The sequence below is a fragment of the [Micrococcus luteus] ATCC 49442 genome (genome assembly GCF_010367585.1).
GTDB classification, from domain to species: Bacteria; Actinomycetota; Actinomycetes; order Actinomycetales; family Micrococcaceae; genus Arthrobacter; species Arthrobacter luteus_A.
Map to the genome: position 1 here is coordinate 3539677 of NZ_JAAAXP010000001.1, position 15487 is coordinate 3555163.

The following is a 15487-nucleotide window of genomic DNA, read 5'->3' on the forward strand; positions in this document are numbered from 1 at the left end:
CCTCGGGCTGGCGGGCTGCTGGGCCCGGGACCGGGGCTACCGGGATGCCGAGAAAATCGCTGGCGCCTCGCGGGTGCCGGTGGCCAGGTCGGCCAGGATCCGTCCCACGACGGGCGTGAACTTGAAGCCGTGCCCGGAGAATCCGGCGCCGATAACGAGGGGGCCGATCCGGTCAAGGATAAAGTCCTCGTCCGGGGTAGTGGTGTACGTGCAGCTAATCGGCTCGAAGGAGTCAGCATCAACGCCAGGCAGCCAGGTCCGGGCGTAGTCCTGCAGCGCCGCGAGCTGGACGGGCTCCGGGAGGAAGGACCGCCGGTCCGGGTCCACTTGCGGGCCAACGCCGTGCCAGCCTGCCTTGATTCCTTCGCCGGGCGTCTGCATTCCGTAGACCGGTGAATACCAGTCTTTGTATTCCGGGCCGGTTCCGGGCATGTGGTTGAAGCCCAGCCACACGGCGCCTTCGTCGGCAACACCGAAGTGCGCCGGCTGTTCCTGCGTGACCCTGAGCCGGGGAATCCTCAGCTTCCTGGTCCCTGTGTCGCGGCCGGCCGCGCCGGACAGAAGCTTCTCCGTCCAGCCCCCGGCGGTTACCACTGCCTGCGCTGCGGTGACCACCTCGGTCCCGCCAGCGCCGCCGGAGGCCCCGCCGGATTCCACGCCGCCCGATTCCACGGTGAGACGGACGCCGTCGTCCATTACTTCCAGGGCCACCACTTTGGTGTGGTGCCGGATCTCGGCGCCGCGGGCCGCGGCGAGCCGCTGGAAGGCGGGCAGTGCGGCCTCAGGGTTCAGCTGGCCGCCGTCGGGCATGTACAGGACCTGCTGGTCGAACCGGATGCCGCGCCAGCGCTCCGCGGCCTCGTCAGGGCGCAGAAACTCTGCCCGGAGGCCTGCTTCGGTGAGCGCGGCCTGTACCAGCGTGAAGTGCGGATCGGGACCGTGGTTGACGATGCCCGTGCGGGTGAGCAGCCGCTCGCCGCTGTCCACCTCGAGTTCCTCCCAGAGGGCCAATGCCTCGGCCAGCATCGCAACGTACTCCGGCCGGTGGTACCCGGGATTCAGGTTCCTGGTGGTGCCGTGGGACGCGCCGATATGGTGGCCCGGCCCGAACTGCTCCAGCAGCGTGACCTGCCGGCCGCGGCGGGCCAAAGCCCAGGCAGCAGCGGAGCCCATGGCCCCGCCGCCGATCACAACAGTGTCCAGGATCGTTCCCATGTCACTCCTTCGGTCAGCTCAGCAGCAGGGCAACACCGATCATGGCCGGTACGGCCACCACGGTGGTAATCAGCACGGTGTCCTTGGCCACCGTGAGGCCGGTGGAGTAGCGGCTGGCGGCAACAAAAACATTCTGTGCCGTGGGGAGGGAAGAAACCACCACCACGGCAAACAGGGCCTGGCCCTCCATCCCCAGCGCAAAGCGGGCAAAAAGGTAGGCAATGGCCGGCTGGATCACCAGCTTAAAGGCACTGGCCAAGAGCGTGTCCAGCCGTCTGGCGGTCGCGGCCTGCAGCGGTTTGCTGCCATTGAGGCTCATGCCGAACGCGATCAGCATGGCCGGGATGGCCGCCCCGCCGATCAGGTGGATCGGTTCCAGGACCAGTGCGGGTACCTGCCAGTCGAGTCCGGCCACCAGCAGGCCCAGTGCGGAGCCCACGATCATCGGATTCCGGAGGATCATGAGGATAAAGCCCGCGGGCGTGGTGCGGTGGGTGCTGGTACTGGAGTCCAGGATCATGAGGAACAGGGGGGTGAAAAACGCCAGCTGGAAGATCAGCAGCGGTGCCACGTAACTGGCGTCGCCCAGGACGTAGACCGCGATGGGGATACCCAGGTTGGCGGAGTTGGCCAGGGAAGCGGCCATCGAAGACATCAGGGCTTCCGGCAAGGCACGCTTCAGGATGAACTTCACGATGCTGAAGAACATCAGGGCGCTGGCGATGGCCGCCACCGCGGTGACCAGGAGGGGTTCGGCGAAGACTTCCCGCAGTTCGGCCTTGCTCAGGGTCTCAAACAGAAGGGCCGGGCTGGCGACGAAGAAGGTGAGGGCGCTGAGGACCTGCCGTGCGTTGTCACCCAGAATCCGCTGGCGGCCCACAAACCAGCCCACCATGATGATGGCCCAGACCACAAAAAAGCCCTGCAGCACGCCTACCAAGAGATGCCTCCGGGGATGCGGAGGCTGGGTGTGCCGGGATTCACGCTCCGGCTAGACGGTGGCGTTATTGAGTGCGAACGGCGGGCGCATCAGGCCCGGTGTGTGGCCCTCCGCCGGATCGTTGCCGATCTGGACAATCTTGTTGTCCTTATCCACGTGGACAACCTTCGGGTCGTAGGCCGCGGCCTCTTCGGTGGTCATCTGGGCGTACGTGATCAGGATGACGATGTCGTTCTCGTGCATCAGGTGCGCGGCGGCTCCGTTGATGCCGATCACGCCCGAGCCGCGCTCGCCGGCGATGGTGTACGTTTCCAGTCGCGCACCGTTGGTCACGTCCACGATTGCCACGAGCTCGCCGGGAAGAATGTCGGCAGCCTCGAGGAGGTCCAGGTCAACAGTGACCGAACCTACGTAGTGAAGGTCAGCGTGCGTGACGGTGGCCCGGTGGATTTTGGACTTGAACATTGTGCGATTCATAACCAGCCCAGTCTAGCGTCGGCCCCGGAATCGCGCTGTGACGCACTGAACACTATGACGTCCCCGCGGTTGCTATGGACGCGGCCGTCGCGGCAAGCGTCTCGCGGGCAGCCAGGATGGCGGGCCGCTGCGCGCTGGAGCGGCGCACCGAGGTGAACACGGTGCGGTGCGGATTGCCGGGCAGCTCCAGCAGCCGGGCGGTGGTGTCGCGGCCGGTCCAGACCAGGTCAGGCATCAGGGCCACGGCATTGCCGGACTCAATCAGCCTGATCTGGGCCTGCAGGTCAGCCGTTTCGAACCTTACATCGGGCTCGAACCCGGCGCTCCGGCAGGCCTGCTCTGCCCAATGCCTGGAGGCCGCACCGCGGGGCTCCATGACCCACGGGAGCGTCGCGGTGTCCTCGAGCGCACGGACGGCGGGACCGCCGTCGGACGCTGGCGGAACGGCGAGCCGGATGGCGTCGGTGGTCAGTTTGACCCGGTCCAGTTCCGGGTAGCGCGGGGCGGCGTGGCCCGGATATTGTTCGGCAATCACCAGGTCGAAGTCGCGGGCCCATGTTTCGTGCAGCGCGGTTTCCGGTTCACGCTGGGTCATCTCGATCCGCACCTCGGGGTAGGCCTTCCGCATGCGCGTGAGGGTTCCCGGCATGAGGGCAAGGGCCGCGGACTGGAAGACGGCGATCCGCACCGTTCCGGTGACCGTGGTCAGCGACGCCGCCAGGTCCGCCTCGGCCTGTTCCAGGGTCTCGAGAAGCTGGGCCGTATGCGCCACCAGCACTTCGGCCTGCGGTGTCAGCTGAACCCTGCGCCCGGTCTTCCGGAGCAGCTCCACGCCCACCTCTTTTTCGAGCAGTGCGAGTTGCTGCGATACCGACGACGGGCTGTACTGCAGTGCCTCCGCCACCTCCGCCAGCGTCCCCCGGATCTTCAGTTCACGGAGCAGTCTGAGGCGCCGGACATCGAGCATGGCCACATTCCTTGACGAATCTAATGAATATTGGTTAGAAGTAGTCACTTTATCTAATGCAATTGCACTTGCATACTGGTGTACCTGAGTTACCCCCGTCACAGCCGGTTTTGACAGGCGCCGCGATGGGGCCGCACCCCCACGCAGGAGTTCCTCATGAGCACTAGAGATATGTCCCAGTCGATCATGCGGCGCAAGCCCATCGACGATATCGAAGAAGAAAACAAACACAGCGGCCTGTTCAAATCCCTCGGACTCTGGCAGCTGACGGCCATCGGCGTCGGCGGCATCATCGGCGTCGGAATCTTTTCCCTCGCCGGGCTGGTGGCCCACGGCAGCGAATCCGAACCAGGTGTTGGCCCCGCAGTGCTGTTCTCCTTCCTGATCGCAGGCCTGGCGTCCGCGGCGGCCGCCCTGTCCTACGCCGAGTTTGCAGGCATGATTCCCCGCGCGGGTTCTGCCTATACGTATGGCTACGTGGCGCTGGGCGAGGTGATCGGCTGGTTCATCGGCTGGGACCTGCTGCTCGAATACATTGCGATTGTGGCCGTGGTGGCCATCGGCATCTCGGGCTACTTCGACGCGTTCCTTTCGGGCATCGGCGTCCACATGCCGGTCTGGATGACCTCGACGCCGGATGAGGGCAAGGGCGGCATCGTCAACATCCCCGCGATCGTCGTCTGCCTGATCGTGACCTGGATCCTCTCACGCGGGACCAAGGCCTTTGGCCGGTTCGAACTGGTGGCCGTTGCCGTCAAGGTCATCCTGATCCTGTTCATCATCGGTCTGGGTATTTTCTACATCGACACCAACAACTACAACCCCTTCATGCCCAGTGGGTTCGGACCCGTCCTGGCCGGCGCTGCCACCGTCTTCTTCGCAGTGTTCGGCTACGACGCCATGAGTACCGCAGCGGAAGAGGCGACGGACGGCAAGAAGCACATGCCGAAGGCCATCATCCTGTCCCTGATCATCGCCATGCTGCTCTACGTTGCCGCCACGCTGGTGCTGACCGGCATGCAGAACTACAAGGACATCAACCCCACGGCAGGCTTCGCGTCCGCCTTCACCGGGGTAGGCCTGCCTGTCATTGCCACCATCATTTCCGTCTTCGCTGTGCTGTCCATCCTCACCGTGATGCTGACGTTCCTCCTGGGCGTCACCCGCGTCTGGTTCTCCATGAGCCGCGACGGCCTCCTGCCTGGCTGGTTCGCCAAGACCGACCGGCACGGCACCCCGCAGCGGGTCACCTGGATTGCCGGCGTCGCTTCGGCCCTGCTGGCCGGTGTGTTCCCCATCAAGGCTGTTGCGGACCTCACGAACATCGGCATCCTTGCCGCGTTCGTTGTTGTCTGTTTCGCCGTGATCGTGTTCCGCTACAAGAAGCCGGACGCCCCGCGCACCTTCCGCCTGCCGTTTATGCCTGTTATTCCGGCCTTCGGTGTCCTGGCATCAGGATTCCTGATGCTGCAGCTGCACTGGGAAACCTGGCTGCGGTTTGGTGTGTGGCTGGTTGTGGGGCTCGCCATCTACTTCTTCTACGGCAAGAAGCACTCGCTGATGAACCCGAACAGCCCGCGCCACGAGGAGGCCGTGGAGATGCACCGCCCCCTCGCCTGACCGCGCATCCCCCAACCCCCTACCCAACCCTCTGCGACGCTCTCTCACTTAATGTGGGTTTTCCTGAAACGCTCTCTCACTTTCTTCAGGAAAGTGAGAGAGCGTTTCCATTTTTCCTGCGTTAAGTGAGAGAGCGTCCGGGGATGGGTGGGGGACAAAGCATTGGGATTTCCAACCTGTATTCCTTAGAAAACATCGCTTTATCTTAAGTGATTGGAAGCTCATACTGATGGATAAGAGCCCCTCACACCACGGAAAGAACGAGCGATCATGACTCACACTGCAACGGAAATCTCCGGGCGAACCGACGTCCCGGAAGCCCGTGCCCTCGCGGCGGAAACCATCACTTTGGTACGCCGCTGGCTCACCGAGGCTTCGAAAGTTCCTGTTGACGCGTCGGCCGAGCAGCTCGCCGGTGTGCTGAAGGACCCGAACGGCCTGGACTTCACGGTGGGATTCGTCGACGGCGTGGTCCGCCCCGAGGACCTGAACGTCGCCGCCCGCAACCTTGCCGCCCTCGCCCCCAAGGTCCCGGCCTTCCTGCCCTGGTACATGCGCAGCGCCGTAGCCCTCGGCGGCACCATGGCACCGGTCCTGCCTCAGGTTGTCATCCCGATCGCCCGCCGCGTGCTCCGTGAGATGGTGGGTCACCTGATCGTGGATGCCACCGACGCCAAGCTGGGCCCGGCCATCGCCAAGATCCGCAAGGACGGCATCAAGCTCAACGTCAACCTCCTCGGCGAGGCTGTCCTGGGCGAGCACGAGGCCTCCCGCCGGCTTGAAGGCACGCACACTCTGCTGGCCCGCCCGGACGTTGACTACGTCTCCATCAAGGTTTCCTCCACGGTGGCCCCGCACTCCGCCTGGGCCTTCGACGAAGCCGTGGAGCACGTCGTGGAGAAGCTCACCCCGCTGTTCGAGCGCGCAGCCTCCTTCGCGCACGGAGGCAACAAGGCCAAGTTCATCAACCTGGACATGGAGGAATACAAGGACCTGGACATGACCATCGCGGTGTTCACCCGGATCCTGGACAAGCCCGGGTTCAAGAACCTCGAGGCCGGCATCGTGCTCCAGGCGTACCTCCCGGACGCGCTCGCTGCCATGATCCGCCTCCAGGACTGGGCCGCGGAGCGCCGTGCCAACGGCGGCGCCGCCATCAAGGTCCGCGTGGTCAAGGGTGCCAACCTGCCAATGGAACAGGTGGAAGCCTCCCTTCACGACTGGCCGCTGGCCACGTGGCACACCAAGCAGGACTCGGACACCAACTACAAGCGCGTCATCAACTACGCCCTGCATCCGGACCGGATCAACAACATCCGCATCGGCGTGGCCGGCCACAACCTCTTTGATATCGCCTTCGCGTGGCTCCTGGCCAAGAAGAGAGGCATCGAAGCGGGCATCGAGTTCGAGATGCTGCTGGGCATGGCGCAGGGCCAGGCTGAAGCAGTCAAGAAGGACGTCGGCTCGCTCCTGCTCTACACCCCCGTGGTGCACCCGGCCGAGTTCGACGTCGCCATCGCCTACCTGATCCGCCGTCTCGAAGAGGGCGCCAGCCAGGACAACTTCATGTCCGCCGTGTTCGAACTCAGCGAGAACGAATCGCTGTTCGAGCGCGAGAAGCAGCGCTTCCTCGCTTCCCTGGACAAGCTCGACGACGCCGTCCCCCCGCCCAACAGGCAGCAGAACCGCAGCCTCCCGCCGGAGCCCCTGCCGCACGACTCGTTCAAGGACACCCCGGACACCGACCCGTCGCTGCCGGCCAACCGTGACTGGGGCCGGGCCATCCTGCAGCGCGTCCCGTCCTCCACCCTGGGAAACGCCGCCGTGGAGGCCGCCACCATCACGGAGGCCGACACCCTGAACCGGGTCATCGGCACCGCCGTTGAGAAGGGCAAGGCCTGGGGCGCACTGTCCGGCGACGAGCGGGCCGAGATCCTGCACCGCGCCGGCGACGTCCTCGAAGCCCGCCGCGCCGACCTCCTCGAGGTGATGGCCAGCGAAACCGGGAAGACCATCGACCAGGGTGATCCCGAGGTCAGCGAAGCAGTGGACTTTGCCCACTACTACGCCGAGTCCGCCCGGAAGCTGGAAAAGGTCGACGGCGCCACGTTCGTCCCGGCCAAGCTCACCGTGGTGACCCCGCCCTGGAACTTCCCGGTGGCCATCCCGGCAGGGTCCACCCTTGCGGCACTCGCCGCCGGCTCCGCCGTCGTGATTAAACCCGCCAAGCAGGCCCGCCGCAGCGGCGCCGTCATGATCGAGGCCCTCTGGGAGGCCGGCGTGCCGAAGGACGTGCTCACCATGGTGCAGCTGGGTGAGCGTGAACTCGGCCAGCAGCTGATCTCCCACCCGGCCGTGGACCGCGTGATCCTCACCGGCGGCTACGAAACCGCAGAACTGTTCCGGTCCTTCCGCAAGGACCTGCCGCTCCTGGCCGAAACCAGCGGCAAGAACGCCATCATCGTCACACCCAGTGCGGACCTGGACCTCGCCGCCAAGGACGTGGCCTACTCCGCCTTCGGCCACGCCGGGCAGAAGTGCTCCGCCGCCTCACTGGTGATCCTGGTGGGCTCAGTCGCCAAGTCACGTCGGTTCCACAACCAGCTGGTTGACGCTGTGACCTCACTGAAGGTCGGCTACCCGCAGGATCCCACCAGCCAGATGGGCCCCATCATCGAGCCCGCGAGCGGCAAGCTCCTCAATGCCCTGACCACCCTGGGCGAAGGGGAATCCTGGGCCGTGGAACCGCGCAAGCTCGATGAGACCGGCCGGCTCTGGAGCCCGGGCGTCCGCTACGGCGTCCGCCGCGGGTCCTACTTCCACCTCACCGAATTCTTCGGACCGGTCCTCGGCGTGATGACCGCCGAAACCCTCGAAGAGGCCATCGCCATCCAGAACCAGATCGAGTACGGCCTCACGGCCGGCCTGCACTCGCTGAACCCGGACGAGCTCGGCACCTGGCTGGACTCGATCCAGGCCGGCAACCTGTACGTGAACCGCGGCATCACCGGAGCCATCGTGCAGCGCCAGCCCTTCGGCGGCTGGAAGAAGTCCGCAGTGGGCGCCGGCACCAAGGCAGGCGGACCCAACTACCTGGCCGGCCTCGGCGACTGGACCAGCAAGGCCGGCACCGCCGACGCCCCGATCACCAACGCGGGCGTCCGCCGGATCTCAGCCGCGGCCGCAGGAGCCCTGCAGCCCGGTGAACTCGGATACCTGCAGCGTGCCCTGGCCTCGGACGCGCAGGCGTGGGCCGACGAATTCGGCACGGCCAAGGACGTGTCCGGCCTGACCGCCGAGCGGAACATCTTCCGGTACCGGCCGCTGCCCGTCACCATCCGCCTCTCCGAAGGCGCCCCGCTGGTGCACCTGGCGCGGACCGTCGCCGCCGGCGTCCAGGCAGGTTCGGCACTCACCGTGTCCACCGCCGTCGAACTCCCCGCACAGCTGCGCTCCGTGCTCACCGGCCTGGACATCACCGTCACGGTGGAGTCCGACGCCGAGTGGCTGGCATCGGCGTCGCGGCTCGCCAAGGCGGGCAAACTGTCCGGCGCGCGGATCCGCCTGATCGGCGGCGATGCCACCGCACTCGCGGAGGCCACCGACGGGCGCCCCGACGTGGCGGTCTACGCCCACCCCGTCACTGAAGCAGGCCGCGTGGAGCTGCTGCCGTTCCTGCATGAGCAGGCCATCAGCATCACCGCCCACCGGTTCGGCACGCCGAACCACCTTTCGGATTCCCTGATCTAGGACTCCGCTACGCACCACAAAGGGAAAGTCCCGGCAGCCACGTGGTGGCTGCCGGGACTTTCGTTGTTGTTGGTTGGCCGCGTTTTATGCCGCGGGCTGAGACCGTTGGAAGTTAGCCCAGGTACCAGCCCGGGGGAGTCCACGACGTCGGAACGCTGTGGGCGGAGAAATCTTCGCAACGGGTGCAGGTGTAGGCGACTTCACCCAGTGTCCTGACCGCCCCGTCACGCCGGTAAACCGGCGGGACATATGACTCAAGGTAGATAAATTCGTCCGTGCCGCATTTGTCGCACGTGGGCTTGCCTACGTACTCTGCGGCGTGGGTGATGCCGGTGCCGTAACTGGAGTGGTGTGTGACCAGCGGGCGCACGGTGCTATGTCGGGGAGCAAATGCGGTGTGTGAATGGGTGTTCTCGGCTGTCGTCATTGGCTGCCTATCCCGAGTACGGCCGCCCCATGGGCCGCGGGGCGCACTCGTAGTGTTGAACCGGCCACTGCTTGACCCCATGGAGGAATCCAGCATAAAGGAGGCCGGGTTTTTTCTCAATAGTTTTTAGGAAACACGGGTGTGGTCAGGCGGACTTCTTGAGCGTCCGGCCTACAATGGCCTGCGTCAGGGCATCGATCACCTCGGCGTTGGCCAGCGGGTTGCGGATCAGGGTGAAATCGACGTCGCCAACAGGCGGCAGGTCAAAGGTGCGCGTGATGATCTTCAGGTCGTCCGGGACCAGTGATGTTGGCATCACGGCAACGCCGATGCCGGCCCGAAGTGCCGCCAGTACGCCGCTGATCTGGCGGGTGGTGCAGGTGATCCGCCAGGTGCGCCCGCGGGATTCGAGCGCGTCAATGGCCAGCTTCCGGCTGAGGCTGGGGGAGGGGTAGGCAATCAGCGGCACGGTTTCCCCGGGCGTGAGGACCGTTTGTTCCAGCCCCACCCAGGAGAACGTGTCGTGCTGGACCACCGTGCCGTCCTTGACCCCCGCCACCCATTTCACAAAAACGAGGTCCAGCTGGCCGGCGTTGAGCTTCTTGTACAGCTGATCACTCTGGCCCACTGTCAGTTCAAGGTTGATCTGGGGGTAGACCTGCCGGAACTCGCGCAGGATCCGCGGGAGCCCGGTGATGGCCAGGTCATCGGCCGTGCCGAAACGCAGCCGCCCGCGCATGGCCGAGCCGGAGAAGTATCGGGTGGCGGCATCGTGGGCCGACAGGATGCTTCGGGCGAAGCCGGCCATGGCGTCGCCGTTATCGGTCAGGCGGACATCGCGGGTATCCCGGGTGACCAGGATGCGTTTCGCGGCAGTCTCCAGCTTCCGGACGTGCTGGCTGACCGTTGGCTGGGCAAGACCCAGCCGCTCGGCAGCCTTGGTGAAGCTCAGGGTCTCGGCCACGGCAAGGAAGGAGCGGAGCTGGGCAGGTTCGAACAAGGTGGCCTCCTGTGGCCCGGCTTGCCTGTCTTCGCAGGTCCGGAACCGGTGTCATTATGCTTTGTAATACTAGTTATAGGCCCAATAGGTCTACATAATCACTGTGTGCCAGCCTAGCGTGGGAGCATCCCAACCACCGCTTCCTTGAGGACACATCCGTGGCACCCCCACCGCCAACGTCGGCAACCGTCAGCCAGCCCGTCATCGATTCCGCCAGCGCAGTCTCTGCGACCTCCGCTTCCCCCCAGACCCAGCCCGTCGGCGTCGTCAGCGAACATCTTCCCTGGCGGCAGACCTTTATCTCGCTGAAGGTCCCCAACTTCCGCATCTTCGCCATCGGCCACTTCGTGGCCGTGGTGGCCCTGTGGATGCAGCGGATCGCGCAGGACTGGCTGGTGCTGGAACTATCCGGCTCTGTCACGGCAGTGGGCATCACCGTCGCGCTGCAGTTCATGCCGTCGCTCTTTCTGGGGCCGTGGGGCGGCATGATGGCCGACAGGTTCGCCAAGCGGAAGATCCTGATGCTGTGCCAGGGCATGGCCGGTATCCTCGCCGCAGCCCTCGCTGCGCTGTCCCTGACCGGCGCCATCCAGGTGTGGCACGTGTACGTCATCGCGCTCGCGCTGGGACTGGTTACAGTGCTGGACCAGCCCGCCCGCCAGGTCTTTGTCAACGAACTTGTTGGCCCCGCGTACCTGCGCAATGCGATCAGCGTCAACTCCACCACGTTCCAGCTGGGCGGGCTGATCGGCCCGGCGCTTGCCGGTCTGCTGCTCACCGCCGTGGGCGCCGGCTGGGCCTTCGCCGCCAACGCCCTGGCGTGCTGCTCCACCGTGACCATGCTGCTACTCCTGCGGAAGGACCAGCTGTTCATCAGTGCGCCGGCTCCGAAGAAGAAGGGCATGCTGCGCGAAGGACTGAGGTACGCACTGAGCAAGCCCACCATTTACTGGCCGTGGCTGATGGCCGGGTTCATCGCCGTGTTCGCCATGAGCCTTCCGGTGCTGCTCGCTGCTTTCGCGGACCACGTGTTCGACGTCGGTGCAGGCGGCTACGGACTGCTCAACGCGCTGGTGGCGCTCGGCGCCCTCGCCGGCGCCGTCGCGTCAACCCGCCGGCGGCAGCTGCGGCTGCGCTCCGTGGTGTTCTGCGCCGGAATGTACGGCCTGATGCTGTGCCTGGCCGCGCTGGCGCCGTCCATGATCTGGTTCGGAGCGGTCATGGTGCTGTCCGGGTTCTGGTGCCTGATGTTCCTGACCGGCTCCAACCAGCTGGTCCAGATCAGTTCGAACATGGGGATCCGCGGACGCGTGATGAGCCTGTACATCATGGTGCTGATCGGCGGGCAGGCCATCGGCGGGCCCATGCTCGGCTGGATTGCAGAGCACGTTGATCCTCACGTTGCGCTGCTGGTGTCCGGCGGCGTTCCGGCGCTCGCGGCGGTGACTGTCGGCGTCGTGCTTGCCCGGAAAGGTGCGCTGAAGCTCCGGCTGGACCTGAAGGACCGGCGCCATCCGGTGCGGATTGTCAGCCGGGTAGCCCCGGCCTAGCCGCTCCCTGGCCTGGCCTGGCTCTCCCTGGCCTGGCCTCTCCGCCGACCGGACCATCCGCGGATGCGGAAACCTAGGCGGGCCGGTCCGGAACGGCCAGCGCCTCGCGGACCGGGGTGAACGGGACGCCGGGCAGCCTGATCCGTTCGGGGGCCGCGTCGAAGGTCATGTCGGCGGCGCCCAGATGGACGGCTCCACCCAGGACCCGGCCCCAGGACGGTGCCACCAGCCGTGCCCCTGCCGCGGCGGCCCGGAGCAGCGGCAGCGGAATATGGACGGCCCGCCCGCGGCCGTTGCGTTCGATGAGGAGGGCTGCAAGTTCGTTCAGCGGCATGTTGTCCGGCCCGCCGACGTCCACCGCCTGGTTTCCCAGGCCGCCTCGAAGGGCGAGCACCACTGCGCCGGCCAGGTCCAGGGCACTGACGAAATTGACCGGGTTGTCCCCGCGTCCGAAGACCACGGCAACCCCGCTTTTGCGCAGCGAATCACCCATGATCGCCGTGTACGTTTCCAGGATGGTGGTGGGCCGGATGACGGTCCAGTCCAGTCTCCCGGCCATGAGCCGTTGCTCCGCCGCGTATTTCATCCGCGCCACTTCCAGGGGGTGGGACGGCGACGCCCCGTGCATGGAGAAATGGACAAACTGCCTGACGCCGGCCCGCTCGGCGGACTCCATCAGGTTGATGCTGGCGTCGCGGTCCACGGCCGAGGGCGTGCTTCCGGATTGCGGGCCGAAGCCACTGATGGCGGACACGACGGCGGTGCAGCCGCTGAGCGCGCGGGTCAGGTCCGCAGGGTTCGCGACATCCCCAATGGCAACGTCGAGTCCGGCCACTTTGAGTGACGCGGCGCGGTGGCTGCTCCGGGTGAGGACCCGGAACGGCATGTTGGCGTCCCGCAGGGTGTGGACCAGGACGCCGCCGAGGGTCCCGGTACCGCCTGCCAGCAGAATCACGGCCGGACCCTTTCGGCTAAGCAGGCAGGTGCGGGTACTCGGCCTGGCGCTGCTGGAACTCCAGCACGTCCTTGTTCAGGACTACACCTTCGCGGATTTCGATGGCCCTGGCAATGGTCTCGTTTCCGTCCCAGGCATCGGGTCCGCTGATGACCGCCTCCAGGAAGGGCAGGAGCGCCTGGCTGATCTCCCAGGTAGCCGAATTCCAGAGGTAGGACGGGCTATGGTCCACGGCGTAGTAGTTGATGTGGTCGCCGATGGTGAACATGGGCTCGGCGAACGTGGTGGAGCGCGCCCAGCTGAAGCCCATGCCCTCATCGCACGAAACGTCCACGATCAGGCTGCCCGGAGCGAACGCCGCCAGGTCCTCGGTCCGCAGGTACGTCAGCGGATTGTTCGGATCCTGCAGCGTGCAGTTGACCACAATGTCGCTTTCGGCCAGGAACGGCGCGAGCGGAACCCGGCCCCGTTCGGCGATGACCTGGCTCAGGAAGGGGGCCTCGTCGTCGTGATCAAACTGCACGATGTTGACCGAGTGGATGGGTGCGCCCACCGCGGCGACTCCGCGGTTGGTCAGCACCTGGACGTCATGGATGCCGTGCGCGTTCAGCGCGGTCACAGCACCGCGGGCAGTGGCACCGAAACCGATCACCACGGCACTGAGGCGGCGCCCGTAGTCACCGGTTGAGCCCGTCAGCGAGAGGGCATGCAGCACCGAACAGTACCCGGCGAGTTCGTTGTTCTTGTGGAACACGTGCAGGCCGAAACCGCCGTCGCTCGCCCAGTGATTCATGGCCTCAAAGGCAACGAGGGTGAGCTTTTTGTCGATGGCGAGCTGGGTGATGGCGCGGTCCTGGACGCAGTGCGGCCAGCCCCAGAGGACCTGGCCGTCGCGCAGTTCGGCAAGGTCTTCCGGCTGCGGTTTGGGCAGGAGCACGACGTCGGCCTCCGCCAGCAGCGCTTCCTTGGTGTCCACTCTGCCGACGAGGGTGGAGAGGTGGTCATCCGAGACGCCGAAGCGTTCGCCGTAGCCCTGCTCCAGGATGATGTGCCGGCGCAGTTCCGGGGCGATGCGTTCGAAGTGCAGGGGATGGATGGGGAGGCGGCGTTCGTCCGGTTTCCGGGTTGATGCCAGTACGCCCAGGGTCAGCTTGTCAGCCATGATTGCTCCTGTAGCGGAACCGAAGAGGTTCCTGACTTCTGACGATACACGTGGGGACCTAACGCGCCGGTTGCGCAATCTGCGCAGTGGCGGGCCCTGCCCGGAGGCGAGGGGCGCGTCGGTAATTGTGCCGTGGCGTTGCCGGTGTGAAAATGACGCTCTGGGCTCTGCGCCGGGCAGACCCTGCGGAATTACGGGAACAGCACCATGGGATCCATCACGATCGAAAGTACCGTCCTTATCCCCTGTGGACGGCAGGAGGTCTACGCGTTTTGCGTGGACGGTGAGGCGCGCGCCGCCGTTCCCGGGCAGGAGGGGGTTTCCGTGCACGTCCAGGACGAGGTGCAGGACCGCTCCTGGACCGAGACCCATGAGACCCGCGCTGAGACGATGACGTGCACGTGCGTGGTGTACCCGGTTGCGGACAGCACGCGGCTGACTGTCACCGCGCAGTACACCCCAAAGGGGCTGGGCCGGATGTTTTCCGCGGCCAAGGAGGGTGCCTACCGGAAGCAGGAGGCGGCCCGGTTGGCGGCGCTGAAGAAGGCTGTGGAGCGTGCGGTCAGGAAGGCGAAGAACGTCTGAAGACGGCTGAATCTGCCTGTCATTGGAGCGGCTGACGGGAATCGAACCCGCGTATCAAGCTTGGGAAGCTAGCGCTCTACCATTGAGCTACAGCCGCGTGGCCCCGTGTGCGCGGGGCAGAACTTAGCTTAGCGCAGTTGCGTCCCTGAGCCGGCAACGGTGCCCGAGGGGCGGACCGTGTCTGCCTCACATCCTGCCGCGCGGCGTCATCCAGTAACTCTTCAATAACGGCCCCGCCCGTTGCCGCGTGCGGGCCAAAACCACTGGCTACTGTGAACCCGTTAGCTGCAGTGTCATGGGGGTGGGGCGGGCTATCGCCGCTGGCCCGACGCTACCCAAAGGATCTTTCCCATGGCATTTGCAGAACACGAGGTACTCATTCCGCGTGACGCCATGGACGTGTACAGCTTCCTGATCGACGGCATGAACCTGCCGCAGTGGCGCACCGGCATCCGGAGCATCAGCCTGGCATCCGGCCCTGCACAGACCAAGGGTGCGGTGTATCGCCAGACCGTGGCGGGCCGGGCCGGGCTCACGGTTGCGGCCGACTTCGAAATCACCGAGGCCAGGCCCGGTGCAGAAATCCGCTTCCAGACCATCGCCGGGCAGACGCGACCCTCCGGCGGGTATTACCTGAGCACTGAACCGGCAGGAACCCGAGTGCGGTTCGCCCTCGACTACCAGCCCAAGGGCCTCCTCGGCCTGATGAACACAGGCATCCAGCGGGCCATGAAGGCTGAGGTGGTCCAGCTGGAGCGCCTCAAGGACGTGCTTGCAGTCCGCTCAGCCGCCTAGTCTCCCGCTTTCTCCGGCTTCGGGCACCGTTCGCTGGCCAGCCG

At 65.8% G+C, this 15487-nt stretch carries 13 protein-coding genes and 1 tRNA gene; 5 read left to right on the top strand and 9 right to left on the bottom strand.

What is annotated here, in order from left to right; translation table 11 throughout:
* Positions 1-36: 36 nt before the first annotated feature.
* The 4 genes from GUV69_RS16110 to GUV69_RS16125 are packed head-to-tail and all read right to left on the bottom strand — an operon-like array spanning position 37 to position 3599.
* Positions 37-1215 (bottom strand): FAD-dependent oxidoreductase, encoded by a 1179-nt coding sequence (locus GUV69_RS16110; protein WP_164204235.1) that lies wholly within the window; start codon positions 1213-1215, stop codon positions 37-39.
* Positions 1216-1228: 13 nt separating this feature from the next.
* Positions 1229-2155 (bottom strand): AEC family transporter, encoded by a 927-nt coding sequence (locus GUV69_RS16115; RefSeq protein ID WP_164204237.1) that lies wholly within the window; start codon positions 2153-2155, stop codon positions 1229-1231.
* A 51-nt stretch (positions 2156-2206) separates the two neighbouring features.
* Positions 2207-2632 carry an aspartate 1-decarboxylase gene (panD, locus tag GUV69_RS16120; RefSeq protein ID WP_191080222.1) on the bottom strand — a complete coding sequence of 142 codons (426 nt, stop codon included), beginning with the start codon at positions 2630-2632 and terminating at the stop codon, positions 2207-2209.
* A 52-nt stretch (positions 2633-2684) separates the two neighbouring features.
* Entirely contained in the window at positions 2685-3599 is a 915-nt protein-coding gene (locus GUV69_RS16125; RefSeq protein ID WP_164204239.1) for a LysR substrate-binding domain-containing protein, read from the bottom strand.
* 156 nt (positions 3600-3755) lie between these two features.
* Between GUV69_RS16125 and GUV69_RS16130 the strand changes: the two genes are divergently transcribed.
* The gene (locus GUV69_RS16130; RefSeq protein ID WP_164204241.1) at positions 3756-5219 is read left to right on the top strand and encodes an amino acid permease; all 1464 of its coding nucleotides are present in this window, start codon (positions 3756-3758) and stop codon (positions 5217-5219) included.
* 270 nt (positions 5220-5489) lie between these two features.
* Positions 5490-8969, top strand: coding sequence for a bifunctional proline dehydrogenase/L-glutamate gamma-semialdehyde dehydrogenase (locus GUV69_RS16135; protein ID WP_164204243.1), 3480 nt, complete (start codon positions 5490-5492; stop codon positions 8967-8969).
* A 112-nt stretch (positions 8970-9081) separates the two neighbouring features.
* On the opposite strand, the gene GUV69_RS16140 is transcribed toward GUV69_RS16135, so the two are convergent.
* Both GUV69_RS16140 and GUV69_RS16145 read right to left on the bottom strand, forming a co-directional pair.
* Positions 9082-9396, bottom strand: a complete 315-nt coding sequence (locus GUV69_RS16140; RefSeq protein WP_164204245.1) for a hypothetical protein — start codon at positions 9394-9396, stop codon at positions 9082-9084.
* A 145-nt stretch (positions 9397-9541) separates the two neighbouring features.
* The gene (locus GUV69_RS16145; RefSeq protein ID WP_164204247.1) at positions 9542-10396 is read right to left on the bottom strand and encodes a LysR family transcriptional regulator; all 855 of its coding nucleotides are present in this window, start codon (positions 10394-10396) and stop codon (positions 9542-9544) included.
* A 158-nt stretch (positions 10397-10554) separates the two neighbouring features.
* Between GUV69_RS16145 and GUV69_RS16150 the strand changes: the two genes are divergently transcribed.
* A complete protein-coding gene (locus tag GUV69_RS16150; RefSeq protein ID WP_164204249.1) occupies positions 10555-11946 on the top strand; it encodes an MFS transporter in 1392 nt (463 codons plus the stop codon).
* Positions 11947-12019: 73 nt separating this feature from the next.
* Here the strand turns inward: GUV69_RS16150 and GUV69_RS16155 are convergent, their stop codons facing one another.
* Together GUV69_RS16155 and GUV69_RS16160 are read right to left on the bottom strand one after the other, a co-directional pair.
* The gene (locus tag GUV69_RS16155) at positions 12020-12901 is read right to left on the bottom strand and encodes an SDR family oxidoreductase (RefSeq protein WP_164204251.1); all 882 of its coding nucleotides are present in this window, start codon (positions 12899-12901) and stop codon (positions 12020-12022) included.
* 16 nt (positions 12902-12917) lie between these two features.
* On the bottom strand, positions 12918-14063 hold the full coding sequence (locus GUV69_RS16160; RefSeq protein ID WP_164204253.1) for a N(5)-(carboxyethyl)ornithine synthase: 1146 nt from the start codon (positions 14061-14063) through the stop codon (positions 12918-12920).
* A gap of 207 nt (positions 14064-14270) precedes the next feature.
* On the opposite strand from GUV69_RS16160, the gene GUV69_RS16165 reads away from it, so the two are divergent.
* Positions 14271-14648 carry a hypothetical protein gene (locus GUV69_RS16165; RefSeq protein WP_164204255.1) on the top strand — a complete coding sequence of 126 codons (378 nt, stop codon included), beginning with the start codon at positions 14271-14273 and terminating at the stop codon, positions 14646-14648.
* A gap of 23 nt (positions 14649-14671) precedes the next feature.
* On the opposite strand, the gene GUV69_RS16170 is transcribed toward GUV69_RS16165, so the two are convergent.
* Positions 14672-14745 (bottom strand) — tRNA-Gly (locus GUV69_RS16170).
* 254 nt (positions 14746-14999) lie between these two features.
* Between GUV69_RS16170 and GUV69_RS16175 the strand changes: the two genes are divergently transcribed.
* Complete coding sequence (locus GUV69_RS16175; protein ID WP_164204257.1) at positions 15000-15443, top strand: SRPBCC family protein; 444 nt, start codon at positions 15000-15002, stop codon at positions 15441-15443.
* Positions 15444-15487 lie beyond the last annotated feature (44 nt).

Coding starts and splice junctions, on each gene's coding strand:
- GUV69_RS16110 (WP_164204235.1), bottom strand. CDS start 1,215: ATGGGAACGATCCTGGACACTGTTGTGATCGGCGGCGGGGCCATGGGC.
- GUV69_RS16125 (WP_164204239.1), bottom strand. CDS start 3,599: ATGCTCGATGTCCGGCGCCTCAGACTGCTCCGTGAACTGAAGATCCGG.
- GUV69_RS16140 (WP_164204245.1), bottom strand. CDS start 9,396: ATGACGACAGCCGAGAACACCCATTCACACACCGCATTTGCTCCCCGA.
- panD (WP_191080222.1), bottom strand. CDS start 2,632: ATGAATCGCACAATGTTCAAGTCCAAAATCCACCGGGCCACCGTCACG.
- GUV69_RS16175 (WP_164204257.1), top strand. CDS start 15,000: ATGGCATTTGCAGAACACGAGGTACTCATTCCGCGTGACGCCATGGAC.
- GUV69_RS16160 (WP_164204253.1), bottom strand. CDS start 14,063: ATGGCTGACAAGCTGACCCTGGGCGTACTGGCATCAACCCGGAAACCG.
- GUV69_RS16130 (WP_164204241.1), top strand. CDS start 3,756: ATGAGCACTAGAGATATGTCCCAGTCGATCATGCGGCGCAAGCCCATC.
- GUV69_RS16135 (WP_164204243.1), top strand. CDS start 5,490: ATGACTCACACTGCAACGGAAATCTCCGGGCGAACCGACGTCCCGGAA.
- GUV69_RS16165 (WP_164204255.1), top strand. CDS start 14,271: ATGGGATCCATCACGATCGAAAGTACCGTCCTTATCCCCTGTGGACGG.